Here is a 19,585-nt window from a genome sequence, read left to right on the forward strand (position 1 = left end):
GGCCTAGAATTTGGTGATACCGAAGAAGTAAATCAGGTGGGTATCGAACCAGTGGTAGCCAAGGTCGAATACGGGCAGGAAGCCGATTCTCATCATCATCCCAACCGCACCCCAGGCGAAGAAGAGGCCGAGCACAGCCAGCAGCCACATGAGAGCGCTGCAGATTCGCCGTGTTTTGATCAACCTGTGACGGCGGTTGGCTTCTGATCGGGTCTCCCGCTCATGGCTGACCATGATCGTCGCCAGCGGCTCCCCCACAGTCCCGGGTCCTGTCGCCCGAGATTCCAGATGTTCCATCTGCTCCAGGTCGTGACGGCAGTTGCGCCGGCGACGTGAGAGCAGATACCAGCTCACCAGGCAGGCCGCAAACAGAGCCAGGAGCACCCAGACCATGTAAATGGGCGCACCCACAGGTTGGGTAGGAGGCACGTCATCGCCTATATAGTGTCCGCGCACAATCAGGCGGTGAGAGTTGACGCCATAGGGGTAGCAGGTCAGAAGGGTCACATAGTTGGCATTCTGGACTGGCTGCAGTGCGCTGACATCGGTAGGCAAAATGACTTTTATCTGGTCTACCTTATAGCTCAAATGCCGTTTGAGCACTCGTATCTGGAAGACGTCTCCCTTGCGCAACTGGGTCAGGTTATCGAAAAGCATGTAGCCGACTTCGCCGGTGTGCCCTGTGATGACGGAGTGGATGGTTCGGTTGTCGGTAGGCACATGGGTTGTGGCAATGTGCCCTATGCCGTCCTTGAGCACCTGGTCGCTGGTGCCGTGACGCACAGGCAGCTTGACGTTGATCTTGGGAATCTCCACATAGGCCATCATGCCCTTGCCGTCTACATTGAGGGTTTTGTAGTAGCGACCCAATGGCTCCTTGACTTCCTTGTACTTGAAGGGGTCCCTCAGCGTGGGCTTGCCCAACTCCTCGTCATACTTCTTGGCATCGCGCCACATGGCTTTGCGCTGTGCTGGCGAGAGTGCATCCACGATCTGATCGTAGTTGTCCACTGCGGTGGCATCCTCGGAGTAGTTCACGTAGGCGGCCAACAGCGGGTAGAGGAAGATTCCCAGACCAATCAGAAAGGCCAAAGTCTCCAGGAGCCCGAATCCTCGGCCGGACTTGGCTGTCCTTCGACCCTTCTTGGCCTGTTTGGATGCTGTTACGGCAATCTGCCCAGCATTGACTTGCTCATCTACTGCTTTGCGATTATTTCCTGAAACGACGATTATCGGGGCCAATGATTTAGCTTGGCCCGAAACGAGCACCGGATCTGCTATTGCAGCTGAACCATTCGGGTCTGAAGCACCGCGATCCTTGGGAGCTTTCAAGGGCGGATAGGAAGGCGGAAGTTCAGAACTAGGAGCATAGGTAGGCGGCATATCTGCTTGCTGAGCAGGAATGGACGCATAAGCAACATCACTGTTGCCAGGGGCATGAGCTGGGCTCATAGTAGCCGAGTCAATATTATGATCCATCTATAGCCTTCCTCATGCTGCATTTCGTATATTCCGGTTAATAGCTATACATAGCTTTTGACATACAAAGACCGGCGGCACCTGTATGATGCTGCCGGTCTTTTATACACCCTCACAGATGCCGCTGATATCCTGTGATGACATCAAACCTACTTGTCTGTGAGAATACCTAGCGCTGATCCTTGTTCCAGGAGCGCGCGACAACCGCCAAGTAAAGGCCCATCGCGGCCAAAACCAGGAGCAGAATACCAGGCGCTACCATAGATACACCAGTAGCGGCCAGCTTTCGTGGACCTGATCTTACGACAGGAACAGTCTTAGCTCCATTCCCACTTTGGTCTCCATTCGGAAACGCATTCTGAGGCACGTCAACAAGCTTGGGACTAATGGTTACCTCGTAAAGCGGATGGACTTCACCCTGCTCCCGGTAGAGCGGCAACTGCACAACTACAGGATCTACCTTCACTTTTTCGCTCTTTGGTGGCGCTACTAAAGTGACCAGCCAATATGAGGCATTGAAGTAGTCCCCGTCAAAAACAGCTGGGCTTCCTCCTGTCAGTGTGGATGCTTCTAGATCAAGATGGGCTCCAGTGAGCCAGACTCCCTGAGATTTTGCTTCTGATGCGTTGGTGATGGTGCCGTCTTGATCAGAAACACCGTAGTATTCGGCTGGTTGTTTCTTATCCTTGAAAGCATCTGGGTTGGCTGCCACCTCGCTACTGATAGCCGCTTGAGCCTTATCAGCCCCAGGGTTATGGTCAAGTGCCTGCACCCGGCTTTTCAGAGTACTGGCATCCAGCCTAAGGGCGCGAAAGACATACCCTGCTCCAGCCGATACAGGAGCACTCGGCAGGATGTCGTTCTGACCGCCTTGACCTGAATGTCCTCTCTTGAGTTGCACCGTCAGTGTCGGGTTGACCGTCGCCGCTTCTGCCGCCGGCGTCATATCGAAAGCAGTCAGACCTAAACAGGCCAAGACCACAATCAGACAGGGCAGGACCCGGCGGGTGAGGCATTTCGGCAAGGCAATTCCCTTCATAAACCTTCCCTTCCAAGGCCGCCTTTCGACGACGTGGTTGCGTCAGATCCGCTGGCCTAAAAACCAGACCAACGGCCCCGACATGTACGAACCATCTAGAATCCGACGGTCCGTATGAAAATGGCGGACGATTCTCGGAGGAACCGTCCGCCATCAGGTCACCTCACATAATTTCTAATGTGACCGCATCATCAGGCCCGGGCGGCGTTGTTGCGCCGACTACGAGCGTACAGAGCACCACCCATGAGCAAGGCACCAACAACCAGCAGAAGCAGGATGCCGCGACCACCAGTCAGAGGCAGTGCCAGAGGCGAATCAGCATCGGTCACCGCATAATGCTCCAAGTACTTGCTGATGTTTTCATTGTTGAACTTAATCGGGTTCTTCGTAATAGTTGTAGCCGGTACATCAAATTTTCCGAAGCTCAACTTAGAATAGTCAGGTTGAATCGTAGCGTGAGGACCAAGTTCCTGTACGAGCTCGTCTACAGTCTTACCTTTGTAATTGTCATAAGTAACCTGCTGGAACGAGAAACCAGGACTACGCCATCCTGAAGGAGTCTTGGTCTCAAGCACGTTCCACTTGATGCCTGCCGGGACGGTGTTGGTAGCAGCCTTGGGACTGGTACCGCTTGCTGGGGTATCAAAGATAGGCAGACCAGCAAATACTACCAGACCATCCTCATTGGCTGTCGCCGAATAAAACACGGCATCTTCTGGCAGTGCTTTCGGGGCATAGAACTGTCCATCAGACGCCAGATACTTGTCCTGATTGCCGGGATCCACCAGACGATACTCAGTCTTAGGAAGGGCGGCATAACCGTCCTTCTCGCTCTTGATGGAACCAAAAACAAGAACCGCGTTGACGACGTTCGTATGCTCATGAATCGGGTCAGTAGGATTCCCGTCTGCAGTAGTGTTCTCTGTAAAGTCGGAAGCCGCATCGTTTGCTACACCGTCAGTACCAGTCGAATCACCCTTGCCAGTAACGGTGGCAGTGTAAGTGATATCAAGCTGCAGAACCGTTGCCGGAAGTCCCTGCAACTTTTTAATAAAACCATCTGTATCCGTGGCATTCCCACCAAAGAAGTCAAACTGGAAGTAACTGACATTCTCAGGATTGTCCGGGAACATATGCGGGGAAGCTTCGGTCTTCAGGATTCTGTCTGGATTCTCGGTAGGAGTGCTGAGCTTGTACTGCCCACTCTCACCCTGTGTAAGAGGTAGCGATTTATCCGCATTAGTGTTATCTTTGTAGTCGATTTTCACAGTGAAATCGTTATTGGCGCTCAACGAGCTGGACATACGATCGACAATACGAAGATCGGCGAACGAGCCCTTCAACTCGTGCGTATCGAGCTTGCCATCTTTCGACACTGGATTGGTGGTATTGAAAATCGTCTGCGATAGCTTGTACGAGATCTTATCTCCTGCTTTCGCAAAACGAGAGGCCTTCGCCTCACCAGTCTTGGCATCTGCGACTCCTTGAACTGTCTTGGCAAATGCCGAGCTGTGCCTGTTCTTGGGGAAGAGGTGGAGGTTATAGATGTATCCAGGAGTGCTGTCAGTATTGCTCCCATTGGTTCTATAGGGCAAGCCGAAGAAAGCGTTTGCTGAAGGAGCATACTTAGTGATGTCTAGCTTTTGAGGATTGTCATTAGCGAAAGCAGGCGAATTCTTCTGGTCTTCCTGCAAAATGAAGTAATGGTTAGCACCTTTGGGGAACTGCAGCGGGTTCGCCTTATTAGGAGACCCATCCGTATTCGCCGCGTACCACTGCTTTATTACACCTTGTCCGTCCGTCTCTGCGACGAATTTTTGGGTGCCATCTTTCATCTTCCAAGTGCTAGTATCACTGGCAACTATATCGCTAATATTCGTAGCTGATCCGTTGGGAGCAACTTCAAAGACATTGAACCTAATACCCTTAGCCGGGACTAGATCTTTGTCGTTCTTAAAATTATTGACATCATTAGCAGATCCAGTTGCAGCGTACCCTTCAACCAGTGAGAAGTACTTGGTAACTGTCAGCTGTGGCTGGATGCTGTCATCCAAATCGCCAGGTTTGAAGTTATCCTCTGTGCTGAATCCATACGAATCTTCATCGGCTGAAGCTTGGGTGGCTGGCAGAACGACCATGCCCGCTAGGAGCGTCGCTCCGGCGACCGCCAAGCCTAAAAGCTTAGGGAGCCTTATCCCTTCATTATCTCGTTGCATGTGCATGCACGCTTTCCCTTCTGTATTAATAGGCACAGGATGGCCAGGCACATCTTCGCCTCCCCAACCGATCACTTCCCCGACTCAGGGGGGTGGGCTTTATGTCAACTTTGGGACATGCCACTGTTCCCATTGCCTAATCATCACTGTACCGACAAAATTGTGACAACGCAAACCGACAAGCCGAACATGTAAAGGCCCCGCCACAAGTGCTGTGGCGGGGCCTTGCTATCTTTCCTGGAACAGGCGCTCAGTGCCGGTTATCCAGCCGATGGTAGAGCTCGGCTGCACGCAGGTCGGCCTCGAAACGCCGAGGTTCAGTGTTCTCGTCGATGACGGCGAGTTCCACACCAGCCATGCGCGCGAAGTCCTCCCAGGCCTCACGGCCCACGGTGGTGGTCATGCAGGTATGGTGGGCTGCGCCGGCACGCAGCCAGCACTCAGCCGAGACCTTGAGCGAGGGCCGGGGCTTCCAGAGCGCACGTGCTACAGGCAGCTTGGCCAGGGACCCGCCGGGCTCGACCACATCCACCACATTCATGACCAGGCGGAAGCGTTCGCGCACATCCGCCAGGGAGACGACCACAGCATCGGTGCAAGGCGTAGCCGTGAAGACCAGGCGCACGGGATCCTCCCTGTCGCCGATAGACAGGGGATGGATCTCCAGGCGGGGCCGTCCCTCGGTCAGCAGCGTGGGCGAGACCTCCAGCATGTGGGCGCCCATGATCTCCTCATGGCCGGGCACGAAGTTATAGGAATAGTCCTCCATGAGGGAGCAGCCGCCCTTGAGACCGTAGCCCATGACGTTGCCGATCCGGATCAGAACCGAGGTCTTCCAGTCGCCCTCTGCCGAGAATCCGTACCCGTCTGCCATCAGCCGCTGGGCTCCCACGCCGGGCAGCTGACGCAGACCTCCCAGATCCTGGAAGTTGTCCACGGCGGCAGTAGCACCCACCTCTTCCATCATGGCCCGCATGCCCAGCTCTTCGCGGGCGGCCACCACCAGGGAGTCGTACCGGGAGTCCAGGAGTTCGGGAGCCACCTCATAGCTGCGCTTGTAGTCCTCGATCAGATCCTTGACCTGGTCGTCGGTGACGGCGTTCACATGGTCCACCAGCTCGTTGACCGGCCAGGTGTTGACGGAGACGCCGAAGACCCGCTCGGCCTCGGTCTTGTCGCCCTCGGTGACGGCGACGTCACGCATGTTGTCGCCCCAGCGGCAGACCTTCATGTTGTTGGCGGCGTCCCAGCCGGCGCAGGCGCGAGCCCAAACGCCGATCTTGTCGGCAACCTCGGGGTCGGTGTAGTGGCCGACCACGATCTTGCGCGGGATTCCCAGCCTGGTCAGGATGTAGCCGAACTCACGGTCACCGTGGGCTGACTGGTTCAGATTCATGAAGTCCATATCAATGGTGTCCCAGGGGATCTCCACATGATGCTGGGTGTTCAGCTGCAGGAGCGGCTTGCGCAGCTTCTCCAAACCTCTGATCCACATCTTGGCAGGGCTGAAGGTGTGCATCCAGGCCACCACGCCGATGCAGGCCGGGTTCGACGAGGCATCGACCATGAAGTTCAGGATGGAATCCGAGTCCTTCAGAGTGGGCTTCAGAACCAGCTTGACCGGGATCCGCCCAGAGTCGTTGAGGGACTTGGCGATGTCCGCCGCCTGGACGCCCACCTGACGCAGGGTCTCCTCACCGTAGAGGTCCTGCGAACCAACGGCGAACCAAAGCTCCTTGCCCTCGAAGGGATTTTTCATGCTCATACTTGCTCCTTTGCTTGTGTTTTCCGGCTCAGTGCTGGCCGTAGACGTGCTGGTACCGGTCGTTGAGCTTGGCTATGTCGGCCGGATCGATGGGCTTGGGCGTGCCGATCTGCTCGGCTGCCCAGACCGTGTGGGCCACCTCCTCGGTCATGGCCGCCGCCTTGACAGCAGCCTCGGCATCGGCTCCCACGGTGAAGGGCCCATGGTTGCGCATGAGCACGGCCGGGCAGCCCGGGTGATCCTTGAGGGTGTCGACCACGCCCTTGCCGATGGCCTCGGAGCCGATCAGCTCAAAGGGACCAACCGGCACGGGACCGCCGAACTCGTCACCCATCATGGTCAGCACGCAAGGGATGTCCCTGCCGGTGGCCGCCCAGGCGGTGGCATAGGTGGAATGGGTGTGGACCACGCCATAGACCTCGGGCATGTGCCGGTAGATATAAGCGTGCGATAGCGTGTCCGAGGAGGGGGCCTCAGCGCCGTCAACCACATTGCCATCCAGATCGGTGACCACCATGGAGCCCGGGGTCAGGTGCTCATAGCGCACCCCCGAGGGCTTGATGACCATCAGATCGGCAGAACGCAACCGCTGCGAGACATTACCCGCCGTCCAGACCACCAGATTCCATCTGGTCAACTGCGCATGCAGGGTGGCCACCTGCTCGCGCACCAGTTTCACCTCGTCGCGCACCTCGGGCGAATAATCAGCCAAGGACACCATCAGCAACTCCTTTTCCCGGCCCGATCCCGCTGATCCGGCCGCTTGACGTTTTCAGCTCCCGGCCTCATCCCTGCAAGGGGATGGTCTTCACAGCCGCCTGCTCGATGGGCAGGCCCTTGGTGAAGCGGTCGAAGAAGGCTCTGAAGCCCTTCACATCAGCCGGGTCCGGCTGCTCTGTTGTGGACTGGACGCCTGCAAAGACATTGGCATCCAGGTAGTCGGCCAGGGTCTGGTCGGCATGACCCAGGTAGTCGGCCAGAACGGCCATGCCCCAGGCGCCCCCCTCCACCGCAGTGGACATGACCTTGATGGGGGCGTTGAAGGCGGCAGCCAGAATCCGCTGGGCCACCTTGGGGGTGGCGAAGATGCCGCCGTGCCCGACCATGGTGTCCACCTGGACATGCTCCTGGCGGGTCATCACATCCATGCCGATGGTGACCGGCGAGAAGGCCGAGAAGAGCTGGGCACGCATGAAGTTGGCCAGGGTCATCCGTCCCTCGGGGCCGCGGGCAAAGACGGGCCGGCCCTCCTCCAGACCAGCCAGGAACTCCCCGGAATAGAAGCAGTAGTTGATCAGCCCGCCGGCATCCTTGTCTCCCAGAAGGGCCTGGTTGAACAGGGTGGCGTAGAGCGCATCCCCCTTGAGATCCAGACCGGCGGCCTTGGCGAATTCCCCGAACAGCCCCACCCAGGCGTTCAGGTCCGAGGTGAAGTTGTTGGCATGGCTCATGCCGGCTGGATCCCCAGCCGGTGTGGTGACCGGATCCACCTCTGGGTGAAAATCACGCAGGGGATGTTCCAGGACCACCATGGCGAAGATGGATGTGCCTGCAGACACGTTGCCGGTACGGGGACGAACCGCGTTGGTCGCCACCATGCCGGTTCCCGCGTCGCCCTCGGGCGGGGCCATGGGCACGCCGGGCTGCAGCTGACCACTGGGATCGAGCAGGGCGACGCCTTCTGCGGTCAGCGCACCGGCATCGCTGCCGGCGGTCAATGGCTCAGGCAGCAGGTCATGGATGTCCCAGGACTGGGCCTGGACCTGGGGCAGTCGGGAGAAGATGTCCAGCAGGCCCTGGTCGAACTCCTTGCGGGAGGAGTCGATGGGAAACATGCCCGAGGCATCGCCGATGCCGATGACCTTGCGGCCGGAAAGCCTCCAGTGCATGTAGCCGGCCAAGGTGGTGATATAGGCCACCTTGGGCACATGCTCTTCGCCGTTCAAAATGGCCTGGTAGAGGTGGGCAATGGACCAGCGCTCAGGGATGTTGATCTTGAAGGCCTGCGAAAGCTCCTCATGGGCCTGGCGGGTGTTGGTGTTGCGCCAGGTGCGGAAGGGCACCAGCAGCCGACCATCCTTGTCGAAGGCCAGGTAGCCGTGCATCATGGCTGAAATCCCCATGGCGCCTATCTTGGTCAGCGTCACCCCGTACTGGCGGCGGACGTCCTCGGCCATGGCTGCATAGGCCGCCTGCAGACCCTGATGGATCTGGTCCATGGAATAGGTCCAGAGGCCGTCCTCCAGCCGGTTCTCCCACTCGACGTCCCCGGTGGCCAGCGTCCGGTAGTCATGGTCGATCAGCACAGCCTTGATGCGGGTGGAGCCGAATTCGATGCCCAGACTGGTCGCGCCCTCCTGTAATTCGCTAACGATGACGCCTTGTTCGCCAAGAACCATGTCCGCTCCTTTGCCTGATATGTTAACGCTCACATAGTCTGGTTACAATTGTATCTGAGACCAGGGCATCAGGCAAGCCCGCTGGATACAGGCCAACAGTAGTCAGAGGCGCTTGACGGCATAGCCCAGGGACCGACGCTGAATCACATCCGCCTGGATCAGCCCCACCCCATGATGGGTGACCGGGAAGTCCACCGGCTGCCCCTGATGAAGCAGGGCCAGGACCTGCCGCATGGTGGCCACGCCCAGATCCTCAAAGCGGGGGCGTACCGTGGCCAGCGGCGGAAACATGTTGTCTACCGTGGGAACGTCATCGAAGCCCACCAGACTGATGTCACTGGGAATGCGGATGCCGTGCTCCTGCAGGGACCGTGCCACGCCCACGGCCTGGTTGTCGTTGGCGGTAACCACGGCTGAGGGCATGGAGGTGCCGCTCATGCCCCGCTGATCGATCAGATGGTTCATCAGCGTGTAGGACTCCCCCGCCTCCCAGCTGCGGGCGTGAACCACGGCCGTTCGTATGCGGCAGCGGGCGCAGGCCACCTTCCAGGAGGCCAGTCGGGTGGCGGCGTCCCGCCACTGAGGGGGGCCGGCCATATAGAGCACCCGCCGATGGCCCCGGGAGACCAGCAGCCGGGCCAGACGCTGCACAGCGCCCCACTGGTCGATCCCGGTCAGGGCTATACGGCCATCGCCCCGCCGGCGGCTCAGAGCCTCTTCGACACTGGTGATGCCATGCGTGGAGGTGACGATGACCCGGGGCTGGCTCACCTCCACCTGGCAGGCGGCCTGGAACATGGTGTCGGTGGGTGTCAGGAAGATAAAGGCATCCACATTCTGCTCCAGGAAGGTGCCGCAGAGCTCCTGGAATCCGGCAAGCGTGCAGGTTGACTCGTCCACCATCATGACCGACATGAACAGGCCATGGGAACGGGCCACGGTCTCAATGGCTGTGATCGAAGAGACAGGTCCAAAGAGACTGACACCGCCAGCTACCAGTCCGATGGTTCGGCTGCGGCTGGATGCCAGGGCCCGGGCAGAGTTGCTGGGTCGATAGCCCAGCTTTCTGATGGCCTGCTGCACCTTGACCCTGGTTGCCGGCGAGACGTCCTTGGAATTGTTGATGACCCTGGACACAGTCTGGTGGGAGACACCGGCCAGCCGGGCAACCTCGAACATGGAGGGGCGCTTGGACCGTGACCTGCCCCCGCTGCCTGCGGGCATGTGACCTTCTTCCGATAGCCGTTTCGACCGTTCCGATATTAGCCCCTGCCGGGACCGGATGAAGGCAAATGCCAGCTGACCCGATGCAGACGGCTGGGCCCCAGACGCCGAATGGCCTCCAGGTGTGCTGGCGACCCATAGCCCTTGTTGTGCTCCCACTGGTATGGGGCAAGAGTGGGATCGGAGGCGGCCAGCCGGACCATGAGCTGGTCACGGGTGACCTTGGCGATGACCGCTGCGCAGGCCACACTGGCACAGTGGGCGTCCCCCTTGACCTGGGTGGAAACCGTGGGCAGAACCGGGATGTCGGGGGCGTCAAAGCTGTCGGCGGCCGGGGTGATGTAGTCATGGGGGCCGTCAAGGATGGCAGCCAGGCGGCAGTCAGGCCCCAGGTCCATCCCATGCTCCAATTCGGCCAGGGCACGCAGGGCGGCGATGCCCAGGGCGTGAACGATGCCCCACTGGTCGATCTCATGGTTGGAGCAAGCCCCCACCGCCCAGCCGGCAGCCCAGTCCTCCAGATCACGGTACATGGCCAGCCGACGCGCAGGGGTCAGCATCTTGGAATCCGCCACCCCGTCAGGTACTTTCAAGTGGGGCAGGTCGGCGGACCTGACCGCCACCACGCCAACCATGGCCGGACCCGCCAGGGCTCCCCGGCCGACCTCGTCCAGGCCCAGCACATACTCAGCTCCCTGGTCAGCCAAGGCAGCCTCGGTGGCTAGGGTTGGCAGAATCCGCCTCACAGCCGGGTCAGTTCTGGGTCGGGTCGGGCACTGCGTCGAAAACCTTGTGCTGGTTATTGAGCAGCTTCCAGCTGCCCACCGGGTAATAGGTCAGCAACGCAGTGCCTTTGATGTTGTCTATGGGAACCAGACCATTGTGGCCGTCGTCCTTGTGCAGGCGGGAATCTGCAGAGTTGGAGCGGTTGTCGCCCATGACGAAGACATGCCCAGAATCGACCTTGATTTTGAAAGGGAAGGAGCTTGGCTCTACTCCCGGGCGCAGGTAGGAACTCTCGTCAAGGGCTACACCGTTGACGGTGACCGGGGCGCCATGACCCTTGCAGGCCACCGTGTCGCCGGGCATGCCAATCAGGCGCTTGACCAGGTGATTGCCACGAAAGCTGGGCGAGGATTCATCACCGAGCCAGTCAGCTGGATCAGTAAAGACCACCACATCCCCACGGCGGGGAGCCACCATGGATCTGGTCAGCCTATGAGTGGTCAGGATTCTGTCCCCGATGCCCAAGGTGTTCTCCATGGAGCCGGAAGGGATGATGTAGTTGCAAATCAAAAATATGCGCAGGATGGAGACCACTACCAGCAGGACAACCAGCTCGAACAAGAACTCGGGCAGAAAGCCACGCTCGCCAAGACGTGGGTGGCTGCCCCTGGCAGAGCCGCGTCCACCAGGGTGGCCGTGGGCATGACGGGGTGGCACCGGGGCTGAGGTGGCCTGCCTGCCGTCCGGGTACCAAAGTCCTGACGGGGTCGTTTCCTCATCCCGAAAGGCCATATTCACTCCTTGTCATCCGCAGAAACCCACACACTAATAGAATAGGTCCCGCATGCCTCATAGCGTACACACCCAAGCATGAAAAAACCCGGGAGAACTGCATCCCGGGTGTTTACGGCCAAGGTCTGGGCTGAATCGCCCCGGCAAAATCCTACTTGTCGGACTCAGCCTTGTTGTCGCGCCGCTCGACAATACGGGCGGCCTTGCCGTGCAGCCCACGCAGGTAGTAGAGCTTGGCACGGCGGACACGGCCGTGGCGCAGCACCTTGATGGAGTCAATCTGCGGGGAGTGCAGAGGGAAGCGACGCTCGACGCCCACGCCGAAGCTTACCTTGCGCACCAGAATGGTCTCGCGCACACCGGAGCCCTGACGTGCGATCACCACGCCCGTGAAAGCCTGGATACGGGAGTTGTTGCCCTCGGTGATGTTGACGTTGACCTCGACGGTATCGCCGGGACGGAAGTCGGGGATCTGCTCCGCAGGCTTCATATGGCTGGCGTCAAATTCCTGAATCGCGTTCATGCTGTTCCTCCATGGCCGCCGCACGTCGACCCATGTCATGGACCGCAATCCACAAGGAAGCGATCCTGAACGGAACCCGACGGTCTGCCGTCGGGGGTGCCGATCCGCCGGAACATCCGGCTGGACCTGAAAGGAAGGGAGCCCATGCGGCAGCTGCCCTTCCGGCAAACAACTGTCCAATAATATACCACGAGCCGGACCTGCAAGGGCCCGGCCGGGTATCAGCGGCGATGGGCCCTGTAGAAGGCGATCAGAGACCTGGTGGACTGATCCTGCTCGGCCAGCGCCTGGTCGTCCCGGGAGATGGCCGGAGTAATCTCGCGGGCCAGCTTCTTGCCCAGCTCAACTCCCCATTGGTCGAAGGAATCAATGCCCCAGACGGTGCCCTCGGTCAGTGTGACGTGCTCGTAGAGGGCGATCAGCTCGCCCAGGGCTGCCGGGGTCAGCGCATCGCCGAAAATGGAGGTGGTGGGCCTGTTGCCGGTGAAGACCCGGGCCGGGACGATGGCCTCGGGAGTGCCCTCGGCACGGACCTCATCAGCGGTCTTGCCGAAGGCCAATGCCTTGGTCTGGGCCAGGAAGTTGGCCAGGAAGAGCTCGTGCACGTCCTGGTCGCCGTCCTTGGCCGGGTTGGGGGTGTTGGCGAAGGCGATGAAATCGGCAGGAATCAGACGGGTGCCCTGGTGAATCAGCTGGTAGAAGGCATGCTGGCCGTTGGTGCCGGGCTCCCCCCAGAAGATTTCTCCGGTCAGGCTGGTCACCGGTGTGCCGTCCCAGCGCACGGACTTGCCGTTGGATTCCATGGTCAGCTGCTGCAGATAGGCCGGGAAGCGGTGCAGATACTGGTCATAGGGCAGAACGGCGTGCGAGTGTGCTCCGAAGAAGTTGACATACCAGACGTTGAGCAGACCCATCAGGGCCACTACGTTCCTATCCAGAGGGGTGGCGCGGAAGTAGCGGTCAACGGTGTTGAAGCCCTTGAGGAACTCCTCGAAGCGCTCGGGGCCGATGGTGATGGCCAGGGAGGTGCCCACGGCGGAATCCACCGAGTACCGGCCGCCGACCCAGTTCCAGAAACCGAAGACGTTGTCCGGATCGATGCCGAAGTCGCGCACCTTGTCCAGGGCCGTCGAGACGGCGATGAAGTGCCGACGGATGGCCTCGGCCGAGAGGTCCTGGCCGTCCTTGGACAGCAGGCCACGTTTCCCAAGGCTCTTCAGGAGCCAGGCGCGGGCCTGGCGTGCGTTGGTCAGGGTCTCCAGGGTGGTGAAAGTCTTGGAGACGATGATGAAGAGCGTTGTTTCCGGATCCAGATCGCGCGTCTTCTCGGCCAGGTCGTTGGGATCGATGTTGGAGATGTAGCGGGCGCTGATGCCGGCATCGGCATAGGGCTTCAGAGCCTCGTAGGCCATGACCGGGCCCAGGTCGGAGCCGCCGATGCCGATGTTGACCACGGTGGTGATCCGCTTGCCGGTCAGACCAGTCCAGCTGCCCGAGCGGACCTGGTCGGCAAAGGCATAGATGCGATTGAGGGTGTCGCGGACGTCGCCCACCACATCCTGCCCGTCCACGATCAGTCGGCCGCGGTCTTCCTCGGGACGGCGCAGGGCTGTGTGTAGAACGGCCCTGTCCTCGGTGTTGTTGATGTGCTCGCCGTTGAACATGGCCTCGATCCGCTCCTCAAGGCCGACCTCGCGGCCCAGCTGGGCCAGCAGGGAAAGGGTCTCGGGCTGAATCAGGTTCTTGGACAGATCGATATAGAGATCGCCCAGCTCGAAGCTGAGCTTTTCGGTGCGCTGCGGGTCCTTGGCGAACCATGCGCGCAGATCGATCCCCTGGCGCTGCATGTCGTCGAAGTGCTGGTGCAAGGCCGCCCAGGCCTTGGTGCTGGTAGCGTCCACTGGAGGATTGATGGCCATGGTTGTTCGGGTCCTTTCATGAGGTGATGCCCGGTCTGCCGAGCACCCGGTTCTGTACCCCAAACTACTCACAAAAGCAGACAGAAGACAACAAAATCGGCCAACCTTCTAAGCTGGACCGGATCGCTCTCAGAGTATGTCGTCACAGCCGTACTGGGCCAGCTTGGCCACCATGTCCTTGACCTCCTGGCTGCGGGCCCGAGGGGCCACCAGGAGAGCGTCGGGAGTGTCGACAACGATCATGTCATCCACGCCCAGAAGAGCGACCGTGCGTTCGGAGCCGGGCACGACCATGTCTCCGGCTGAATCCAAGTACATGACCCGGTCGGCATCACCCAGAATCTTGATGTTGCGCCTGTTGGACGACGGAAGCAGACCCGCCACTGAATTGAAGTCGCCAATGTCGTCCCAATCGAAGCCCCCTGGAACAACCGCCACGCCGCCGGCCGCTGATAATGGCTCGGCTACGGCATAGTCGAAGGCGATCTTCTCGATGCCCGGCCAGTGCTCCTCCATGGCCTGGCTGCGCACCTGCTCGCCCTGGTCCCAGACCCGGACAATGGCCATAACTGCGGCGTGGAGCTCCGGCTTGTAACGACGCAGGCAGTCAAGGAGCACCTGCGCTTGCATGACGAACATGCCGGCATTCCACCGGTACTCCCCTGTTGACAGGTAGGCCTGGGCCGTAGAGGCATCCGGCTTCTCTACGAATTCGCTGACCAGGTGGGCATCCGGAGCCCCAGGAATGCGATCGGCCAGGGAGGGGCCTTGGTGGATATAGCCGAAGGCGGTGGAGGGACGGGAGGCTGCGATGCCGATGGTGGTCACATAACCGGCTCGGGCCGCCGCCACCGCCTGCTCCACTGAGGCAGCGAACGCTTTGTCGTCTCGGATGACGTGGTCGGCGGCAAAGGAGCCCACGATGATTTTCCCTCCGTGCCGCTGGGCCAGGACAGCAGTCGCCAAGGCTATAGCCGCCGTGGAATCGCGAGGAACAGGCTCGGCGAAGAGCGCGTCCTCAGCCAGGTCCGGAAGCTGCTGACGCACCTGGTCCACATGCCGCTGGCCCGTGGAGACGACCACATGATCGGGCCCGCAGATGCCAGCCAGCCGGTCAAAGGTGCCCTGGATCATTGTTCTGCCTGAACCCAACAGATCGTAGAGGAACTTGGGCCGGTCCTGGCGGCTCAATGGCCAGAGCCGGGTACCCACGCCACCAGCCGGAATGACGGCATAGAAATCATTGAGATCCATGCCCTCCATTGTGTCAAGAAGCTTGTACACCCTCGGTCCGAAGCCCAAGGCGTTTTTTATCGCGCGCATCCAGTATGATGTAGCATGTTGTCTTCTTCCGGTATGTCCGGACGGGAGGCGAAGGCCACTTTAGCTCAGTTGGCAGAGCGTCTCACTCGTAATGAGAAGGTCGACAGTTCGATTCTGTCAAGTGGCTCTTCTACCAGCTGCTTTTTAAACGGCGAGGTATGTCGTACGCGCGAGTGGCGTAATGGTAGCCGCGCAGGATTTAGGTTCCTGTGTCTTCGGACGTGTGGGTTCGAGTCCCATCTCGCGCACAGGAAACACAAGCAGGGCCTGCGCTCATACCCCAAATTCCATGGATCCGAGTGCAGACCCTGCCTTATGCCGCGGAATCAGTATCGGCTCTCTTGCCTGTTCCTTAGACAGGCGACAAAGCCGACCAGACCCAGTGCCAGCATCGCTATTATCTTGAGCACGGAAAGCGGCCATCCTCCAGTGAGGGGCAGGGAGGCATTGGAGGGCCGGAATTCCAGCCTGTGCGACACTGCGGCTGACTCGTTTCCTCCCTTGAAGTTGCCGCTTTGTGGATCAGCGCTTTCGGCATCGTCGGAAGAAACCTGGGCAGTGATTACCCCCTTGTTTATCCCCTCAGGGGTACTCGCCTGCCATGAACCCTGGTCTCCCACGGCGACATCGGTGCTTGTATTGTCGGGCCAGGTTATATGGACCAGAGTGCCTTTGGTCTCAGGAATCCTTGTATTACCGTTGACATACTTGTATGCTTTCCCTCCTACTTGGAAGACGTCATACCGTTCCAAGGTCAGAGTGGTTGGCGTGATGTCAACCTTTTGATTGATGGAAACCGGATCCGAAGGGGCATTCAGCGGGTTGATCATCTTGACCTGGAAGGTATATTTTTCTGTCTCGTCGTCACCGTTGTAGCCCTTGAATTTGTCAGCTGGTATGTTCAAGCTCCAGGACCATGTGGAAGCCGTCGTCTTGACGACATTCAGCACAGAGCCTGACGTGGGGTCCGTGAAGGAAGGCACAGTGGTATTGACCGCCGAGTCCCTCTGGAAGGTATTGGCCGGAGTGGTCACCAGACTGGTCCAGTCCGAGGCAGTGTTCTGTTTCATGGAAATGGCCATCTTGGAATCGGTCATCCCCAGACCTCCCGAAGACCAGGCTGTATATATAGGTGAAACCGTGCCCTTCAAGGTGACGACCGAGTTTGCCGGCAGATTCCCGTTTTTTGTATGGGGCACCGTTACAGAGAGCCTGCCATCGGGAGCCTTCTCGTTGGAGACGAAATAGGCTGTTCCTATGTTCGAGAAGAGCGAGGTCAAACCGAACCCGGAGGCCGACTCGGTCACCCAGGCGTGATAGCGCCTGTAGCCGTTGTACTTATTGCCGGGATCAGGCGACGGATACTGCTTGTTGGTGTCCTGTATCTGCCAGGACCCTCCCTGCTTGCTCTTTGGATCGACCTTGCATACGGTCTCTCCCAGCTTGACCCCCCAGGAATCCGAGCTTTTCACCAAGTCATCACTGCTCTTGCTCTGCCCTTCCTTGAAGGGTTTGCTGGGATCCTCGCCATAAAGGGTAACCGTGTTGGGATGCGTGTCGTCTTTGGAGGGAGTGCACTCACCGCTGACCACCGGATCAAGCGTGCCGGTATAGACGCTCCCCGAGGCATTCAAGGAGCCGTCGGCATCATTCTGGATGTTGGTTATGGTCGGATCGTTGGGACGAGGCACGTCATACTTATAGAAGGCAGTGTCAATGGTCCATCCCGTGTCCAGATTCTTATCCTTTTGCGTAGCATCCATATCGTCCGTTATGCCGACAAGACCCACTCGCATTGGGTTGTATACTTCTGGGCTGACCGTGCAGTTGTTGCTGGTGCCGGTGTCATCCATATTCCTGGTCACAGGCCAGGTGACCAGCTTGAAGTACCCGTCGAAGCCCTCTTGTTCCGTAATGCGCTTGAAATCGATTGATCCGTCTTTTGCCTGCGGACCCGTCGGATTTGCTGCGTTCACGTTCAGCTCGTTTGCTGGACCTGTCGCCGGCTGCGCTATATTCGAGGCTTGAACGCCGGAATTATTAGCGTTGTTGGTTCCCACATCGTATTGAATGCCCCAGGAGGTTGTCTTTGCATTGTTCTTGCTGATTTGTTGTTTATTGCCTAACAGTACGGGTTTGGGGGTCAAGGAATCGACAGGCATCCACTGGCTGTTTTTAAGACCAACCCACTGGTAGTAGTAAGAATCGGTCTTGGAGCATATATTGCTCCTGCCTCGGACATTGAACCAATAGACAAAGAAGGAGTTGGGCGGTGCTATCCCTGGGTTATAGGGTTTGCTCTGATTGTTTCCCAGATCAACTGAAAGCCCATAATCGGTTACCAGGCCCCAATTGGCCTGATTCCCGCTCCACAGCACCGGATAATTGTCCCAGCCGACAAAGGATGCAGGCCCGCTGCAGCGGTTCGGATCGTTGGCGTAGCAATCGCCCATGTACAGCTTTATGTTTTTCCCCTGATCTGCAGTGATGTTGGAGACCGTATCGCCTAAACCGACCAAAGATTCAGGATGGAAGTCAGTGCAATCATCACTATTATAAGCCCACGGGAAAGAGCCGCAGGTCAAAGTATTCTGCGGACCAACAACCGCATAGAGGTTGAGCGGCTGAGGATAACCCCCCGCCTGGTAATATTGCGGGTTATCGTTTTTGTCTCCATAAGACAAATCTCCTTCAATGGAGATTACCAGAAAATCATAAAGGCCAGAGTTGATCACCTTGTGGACCGTGAAGTATTCGTTCTGGTTATACGCCCATTTCACTGCACCAGCGCCAGGGTCGGCAATAGAAGTTGGTTTATTGGGATCACTGCTGTCTGACGGTATGGTCTGCATATAACGCAGTCTCCGATAGTGCGTTTTGCTGGTCTCTCCCTCGAATTCGTAGAAGAAAGACAATGCACAAGTTTGCGTTCCAGCCGCAGAGGAATCATCCCCGTTTTGGCATTGCGGATCGAATGCGCCATGCTTCACACGCAGGATGAAGTCCATGCGCAGCTCATCCTCGTAGGAATCAATTTTGTCATTATAAGCCAGAAGTTTATAGAGCAACGGCTTTGCGCTTGCTGTTGCGCCTTGCGCATCGGTGGCATTGGCCTGGTTTGCCGAAAGAGCGCTCAGCCCAAGGGGAACGACCATGGCCAGCGTCGCCAAAAGAGTTATCAAAACAGCGATGATAGGGCGATCCACATGCTGTGGACCCTTAGTGCCCCGTTCTTGCAAATGCTTCAACACGCTACCCCCCACACCACGATGAGACCATCTCCAGAATCAGATGGACTGCACGCTTGATATGTCCCCAGTGCAGGCCACGAAACCTTAGATCACAAGTGCCGCATCTTCATTTACGGTGTCTTCTATCCCCCTTACTTGCTTTAAGGGTACCGAAATTGAAGGCGTAATCTGGGATTCAAATAGGGTGTTTTCACAGCCGGTATTCCACGGCCTTTCACGGTGTTGACTCCGCCAGGCCTATCAGCCTTTTATATGGCCGTCCCCCAGCACCCAGCTGACGAGAATCGGCATGATGGCTGCCAATGCTTTGCCCCTGTGCGATATGGCATTCTTCTGGTCCGAGGTCATTTCCGCCGAGGTTAGCAGTCGCTGTTTGCCGGTGCCCTGCGGCTGATCCCTCGGTACGAAGATCGGGTCGTAGCCGAACCCGTTTTCCCCACGTGCCTGGCGGATGATGGTTCCAGGCATCTCGCCAAGCCTGGTCACCTGGCACCCACGGACGGCATATCCTGGCACATCCGGAACGACCAGGGCGGCAGCACAGACAAACCGTCCTCCCCTGTGGTCGTCGGGAATGTCGTTCAGCTGGTTCAGCAAGAGCTCCAAGTTGGCCTGGTCGTCGCCGTGGCGGCCGCTCCATCTTGCCGAAAGGATCCCCGGGGCGGCGCCCATCACATCAACGACCAGCCCCGAGTCGTCCGCCAGCGCGGGCAGACCTGACTCATGGGCAGCCTGCCCAGCCTTGAGAAGGGCGTTCTCCTGAAAAGTGGTGCCGGTCTCCACCGGATCGGGCAGGCCCAACTGGCCGGCCGAAACCAACTCGATCCTCTGACCCTCATCGACCAGGAAACCGTCAAGTATGCAACGAAGTTCACGTAGTTTGCCCTCGTTGTGTGTGGCCACAACCACTGTTTTGACCTGCCCCATAC

The 19,585-nt window shown here is 58.6% G+C and carries 14 protein-coding genes and 2 tRNA genes; 2 read left to right on the forward strand and 14 right to left on the reverse strand.

All coding sequences use genetic code 11. The annotated features are described in order from the left end of the window. Positions 1 to 3: 3 nt before the first annotated feature. From CI603_RS00165 to CI603_RS00220, 12 genes are all read right to left on the reverse strand, one after another. Entirely contained in the window at positions 4 to 1,242 is a 1,239-nt protein-coding gene (locus CI603_RS00165) for a class C sortase (RefSeq protein WP_183122166.1), read from the reverse strand. Positions 1,243 to 1,648: 406 nt separating this feature from the next. Continuing rightward, entirely contained in the window at positions 1,649 to 2,518 is an 870-nt protein-coding gene (locus CI603_RS00170; RefSeq protein ID WP_110424889.1) for a hypothetical protein, read from the reverse strand. 191 nt (positions 2,519 to 2,709) lie between these two features. Next, positions 2,710 to 4,740 carry an LPXTG cell wall anchor domain-containing protein gene (locus CI603_RS00175; protein WP_121912562.1) on the reverse strand — a complete coding sequence of 677 codons (2,031 nt, stop codon included), beginning with the start codon at positions 4,738 to 4,740 and terminating at the stop codon, positions 2,710 to 2,712. 244 nt (positions 4,741 to 4,984) lie between these two features. Then, complete coding sequence (gene araA / locus CI603_RS00180; RefSeq protein WP_121912563.1) at positions 4,985 to 6,499, reverse strand: L-arabinose isomerase; 1,515 nt, start codon at positions 6,497 to 6,499, stop codon at positions 4,985 to 4,987. Between the two features lie 28 nt (positions 6,500 to 6,527). After that, complete coding sequence (locus CI603_RS00185) at positions 6,528 to 7,220, reverse strand: L-ribulose-5-phosphate 4-epimerase (protein ID WP_045923976.1); 693 nt, start codon at positions 7,218 to 7,220, stop codon at positions 6,528 to 6,530. 64 nt (positions 7,221 to 7,284) lie between these two features. After that, positions 7,285 to 8,898: a xylulokinase gene (locus CI603_RS00190; RefSeq protein ID WP_121912564.1), complete on the reverse strand. Its 1,614-nt coding sequence runs from the start codon at positions 8,896 to 8,898 to the stop codon at positions 7,285 to 7,287. 102 nt (positions 8,899 to 9,000) lie between these two features. Next, positions 9,001 to 10,122 (reverse strand): LacI family DNA-binding transcriptional regulator, encoded by a 1,122-nt coding sequence (locus CI603_RS00195; protein ID WP_121912565.1) that lies wholly within the window; start codon positions 10,120 to 10,122, stop codon positions 9,001 to 9,003. Between the two features lie 38 nt (positions 10,123 to 10,160). Beyond that, the gene (locus tag CI603_RS00200; protein ID WP_121912566.1) at positions 10,161 to 10,868 is read right to left on the reverse strand and encodes a ribonuclease HII; all 708 of its coding nucleotides are present in this window, start codon (positions 10,866 to 10,868) and stop codon (positions 10,161 to 10,163) included. A 7-nt stretch (positions 10,869 to 10,875) separates the two neighbouring features. Further along, positions 10,876 to 11,640 (reverse strand): signal peptidase I, encoded by a 765-nt coding sequence (gene lepB / locus CI603_RS00205; protein ID WP_121912567.1) that lies wholly within the window; start codon positions 11,638 to 11,640, stop codon positions 10,876 to 10,878. A gap of 151 nt (positions 11,641 to 11,791) precedes the next feature. Then, a complete protein-coding gene (gene rplS / locus CI603_RS00210; protein WP_046322486.1) occupies positions 11,792 to 12,163 on the reverse strand; it encodes a 50S ribosomal protein L19 in 372 nt (123 codons plus the stop codon). 221 nt (positions 12,164 to 12,384) lie between these two features. Continuing rightward, complete coding sequence (pgi, locus tag CI603_RS00215; RefSeq protein WP_121912568.1) at positions 12,385 to 14,082, reverse strand: glucose-6-phosphate isomerase; 1,698 nt, start codon at positions 14,080 to 14,082, stop codon at positions 12,385 to 12,387. 129 nt (positions 14,083 to 14,211) lie between these two features. Next, the gene (locus CI603_RS00220; protein WP_121912569.1) at positions 14,212 to 15,336 is read right to left on the reverse strand and encodes a mannose-1-phosphate guanylyltransferase; all 1,125 of its coding nucleotides are present in this window, start codon (positions 15,334 to 15,336) and stop codon (positions 14,212 to 14,214) included. A 123-nt stretch (positions 15,337 to 15,459) separates the two neighbouring features. On the opposite strand from CI603_RS00220, the gene CI603_RS00225 reads away from it, so the two are divergent. Continuing rightward, positions 15,460 to 15,532 (forward strand) — tRNA-Thr (locus tag CI603_RS00225). A 40-nt stretch (positions 15,533 to 15,572) separates the two neighbouring features. Next, positions 15,573 to 15,653, forward strand: a tRNA-Leu gene (locus CI603_RS00230). 78 nt (positions 15,654 to 15,731) lie between these two features. Here the strand turns inward: CI603_RS00230 and CI603_RS00235 are convergent. Continuing rightward, positions 15,732 to 18,656 (reverse strand): hypothetical protein, encoded by a 2,925-nt coding sequence (locus tag CI603_RS00235; protein WP_259465422.1) that lies wholly within the window; start codon positions 18,654 to 18,656, stop codon positions 15,732 to 15,734. A gap of 240 nt (positions 18,657 to 18,896) precedes the next feature. Beyond that, the gene (gene rdgB / locus CI603_RS00240) at positions 18,897 to 19,583 is read right to left on the reverse strand and encodes an RdgB/HAM1 family non-canonical purine NTP pyrophosphatase (protein WP_121912570.1); all 687 of its coding nucleotides are present in this window, start codon (positions 19,581 to 19,583) and stop codon (positions 18,897 to 18,899) included. Between the last annotated feature and the right edge of the window lie 2 nt (positions 19,584 to 19,585).

The sequence above is a fragment of the Bifidobacterium sp. wkB338 genome, assembly GCF_003688325.1.
Taxonomy (GTDB): domain Bacteria; phylum Actinomycetota; class Actinomycetes; order Actinomycetales; family Bifidobacteriaceae; genus Bombiscardovia; species Bombiscardovia polysaccharolytica.

Excerpts from the sequence above, each read along its gene's own strand:
- CI603_RS00170 (WP_110424889.1), bottom strand. The coding sequence starts at position 2,518 with ATGAAGGGAATTGCCTTGCCGAAATGCCTCACCCGCCGGGTCCTGCCC.
- CI603_RS00175 (WP_121912562.1), bottom strand. The coding sequence starts at position 4,740 with ATGCACATGCAACGAGATAATGAAGGGATAAGGCTCCCTAAGCTTTTA.
- araA (WP_121912563.1), bottom strand. The coding sequence starts at position 6,499 with ATGAGCATGAAAAATCCCTTCGAGGGCAAGGAGCTTTGGTTCGCCGTT.
- CI603_RS00185 (WP_045923976.1), bottom strand. The coding sequence starts at position 7,220 with ATGGTGTCCTTGGCTGATTATTCGCCCGAGGTGCGCGACGAGGTGAAA.
- CI603_RS00190 (WP_121912564.1), bottom strand. The coding sequence starts at position 8,898 with ATGGTTCTTGGCGAACAAGGCGTCATCGTTAGCGAATTACAGGAGGGC.
- CI603_RS00195 (WP_121912565.1), bottom strand. The coding sequence starts at position 10,122 with ATGCCCGCAGGCAGCGGGGGCAGGTCACGGTCCAAGCGCCCCTCCATG.
- lepB (WP_121912567.1), bottom strand. The coding sequence starts at position 11,640 with ATGGCCTTTCGGGATGAGGAAACGACCCCGTCAGGACTTTGGTACCCG.
- rplS (WP_046322486.1), bottom strand. The coding sequence starts at position 12,163 with ATGAACGCGATTCAGGAATTTGACGCCAGCCATATGAAGCCTGCGGAG.
- pgi (WP_121912568.1), bottom strand. The coding sequence starts at position 14,082 with ATGGCCATCAATCCTCCAGTGGACGCTACCAGCACCAAGGCCTGGGCG.
- CI603_RS00220 (WP_121912569.1), bottom strand. The coding sequence starts at position 15,336 with ATGGATCTCAATGATTTCTATGCCGTCATTCCGGCTGGTGGCGTGGGT.
- rdgB (WP_121912570.1), bottom strand. The coding sequence starts at position 19,583 with ATGGGGCAGGTCAAAACAGTGGTTGTGGCCACACACAACGAGGGCAAA.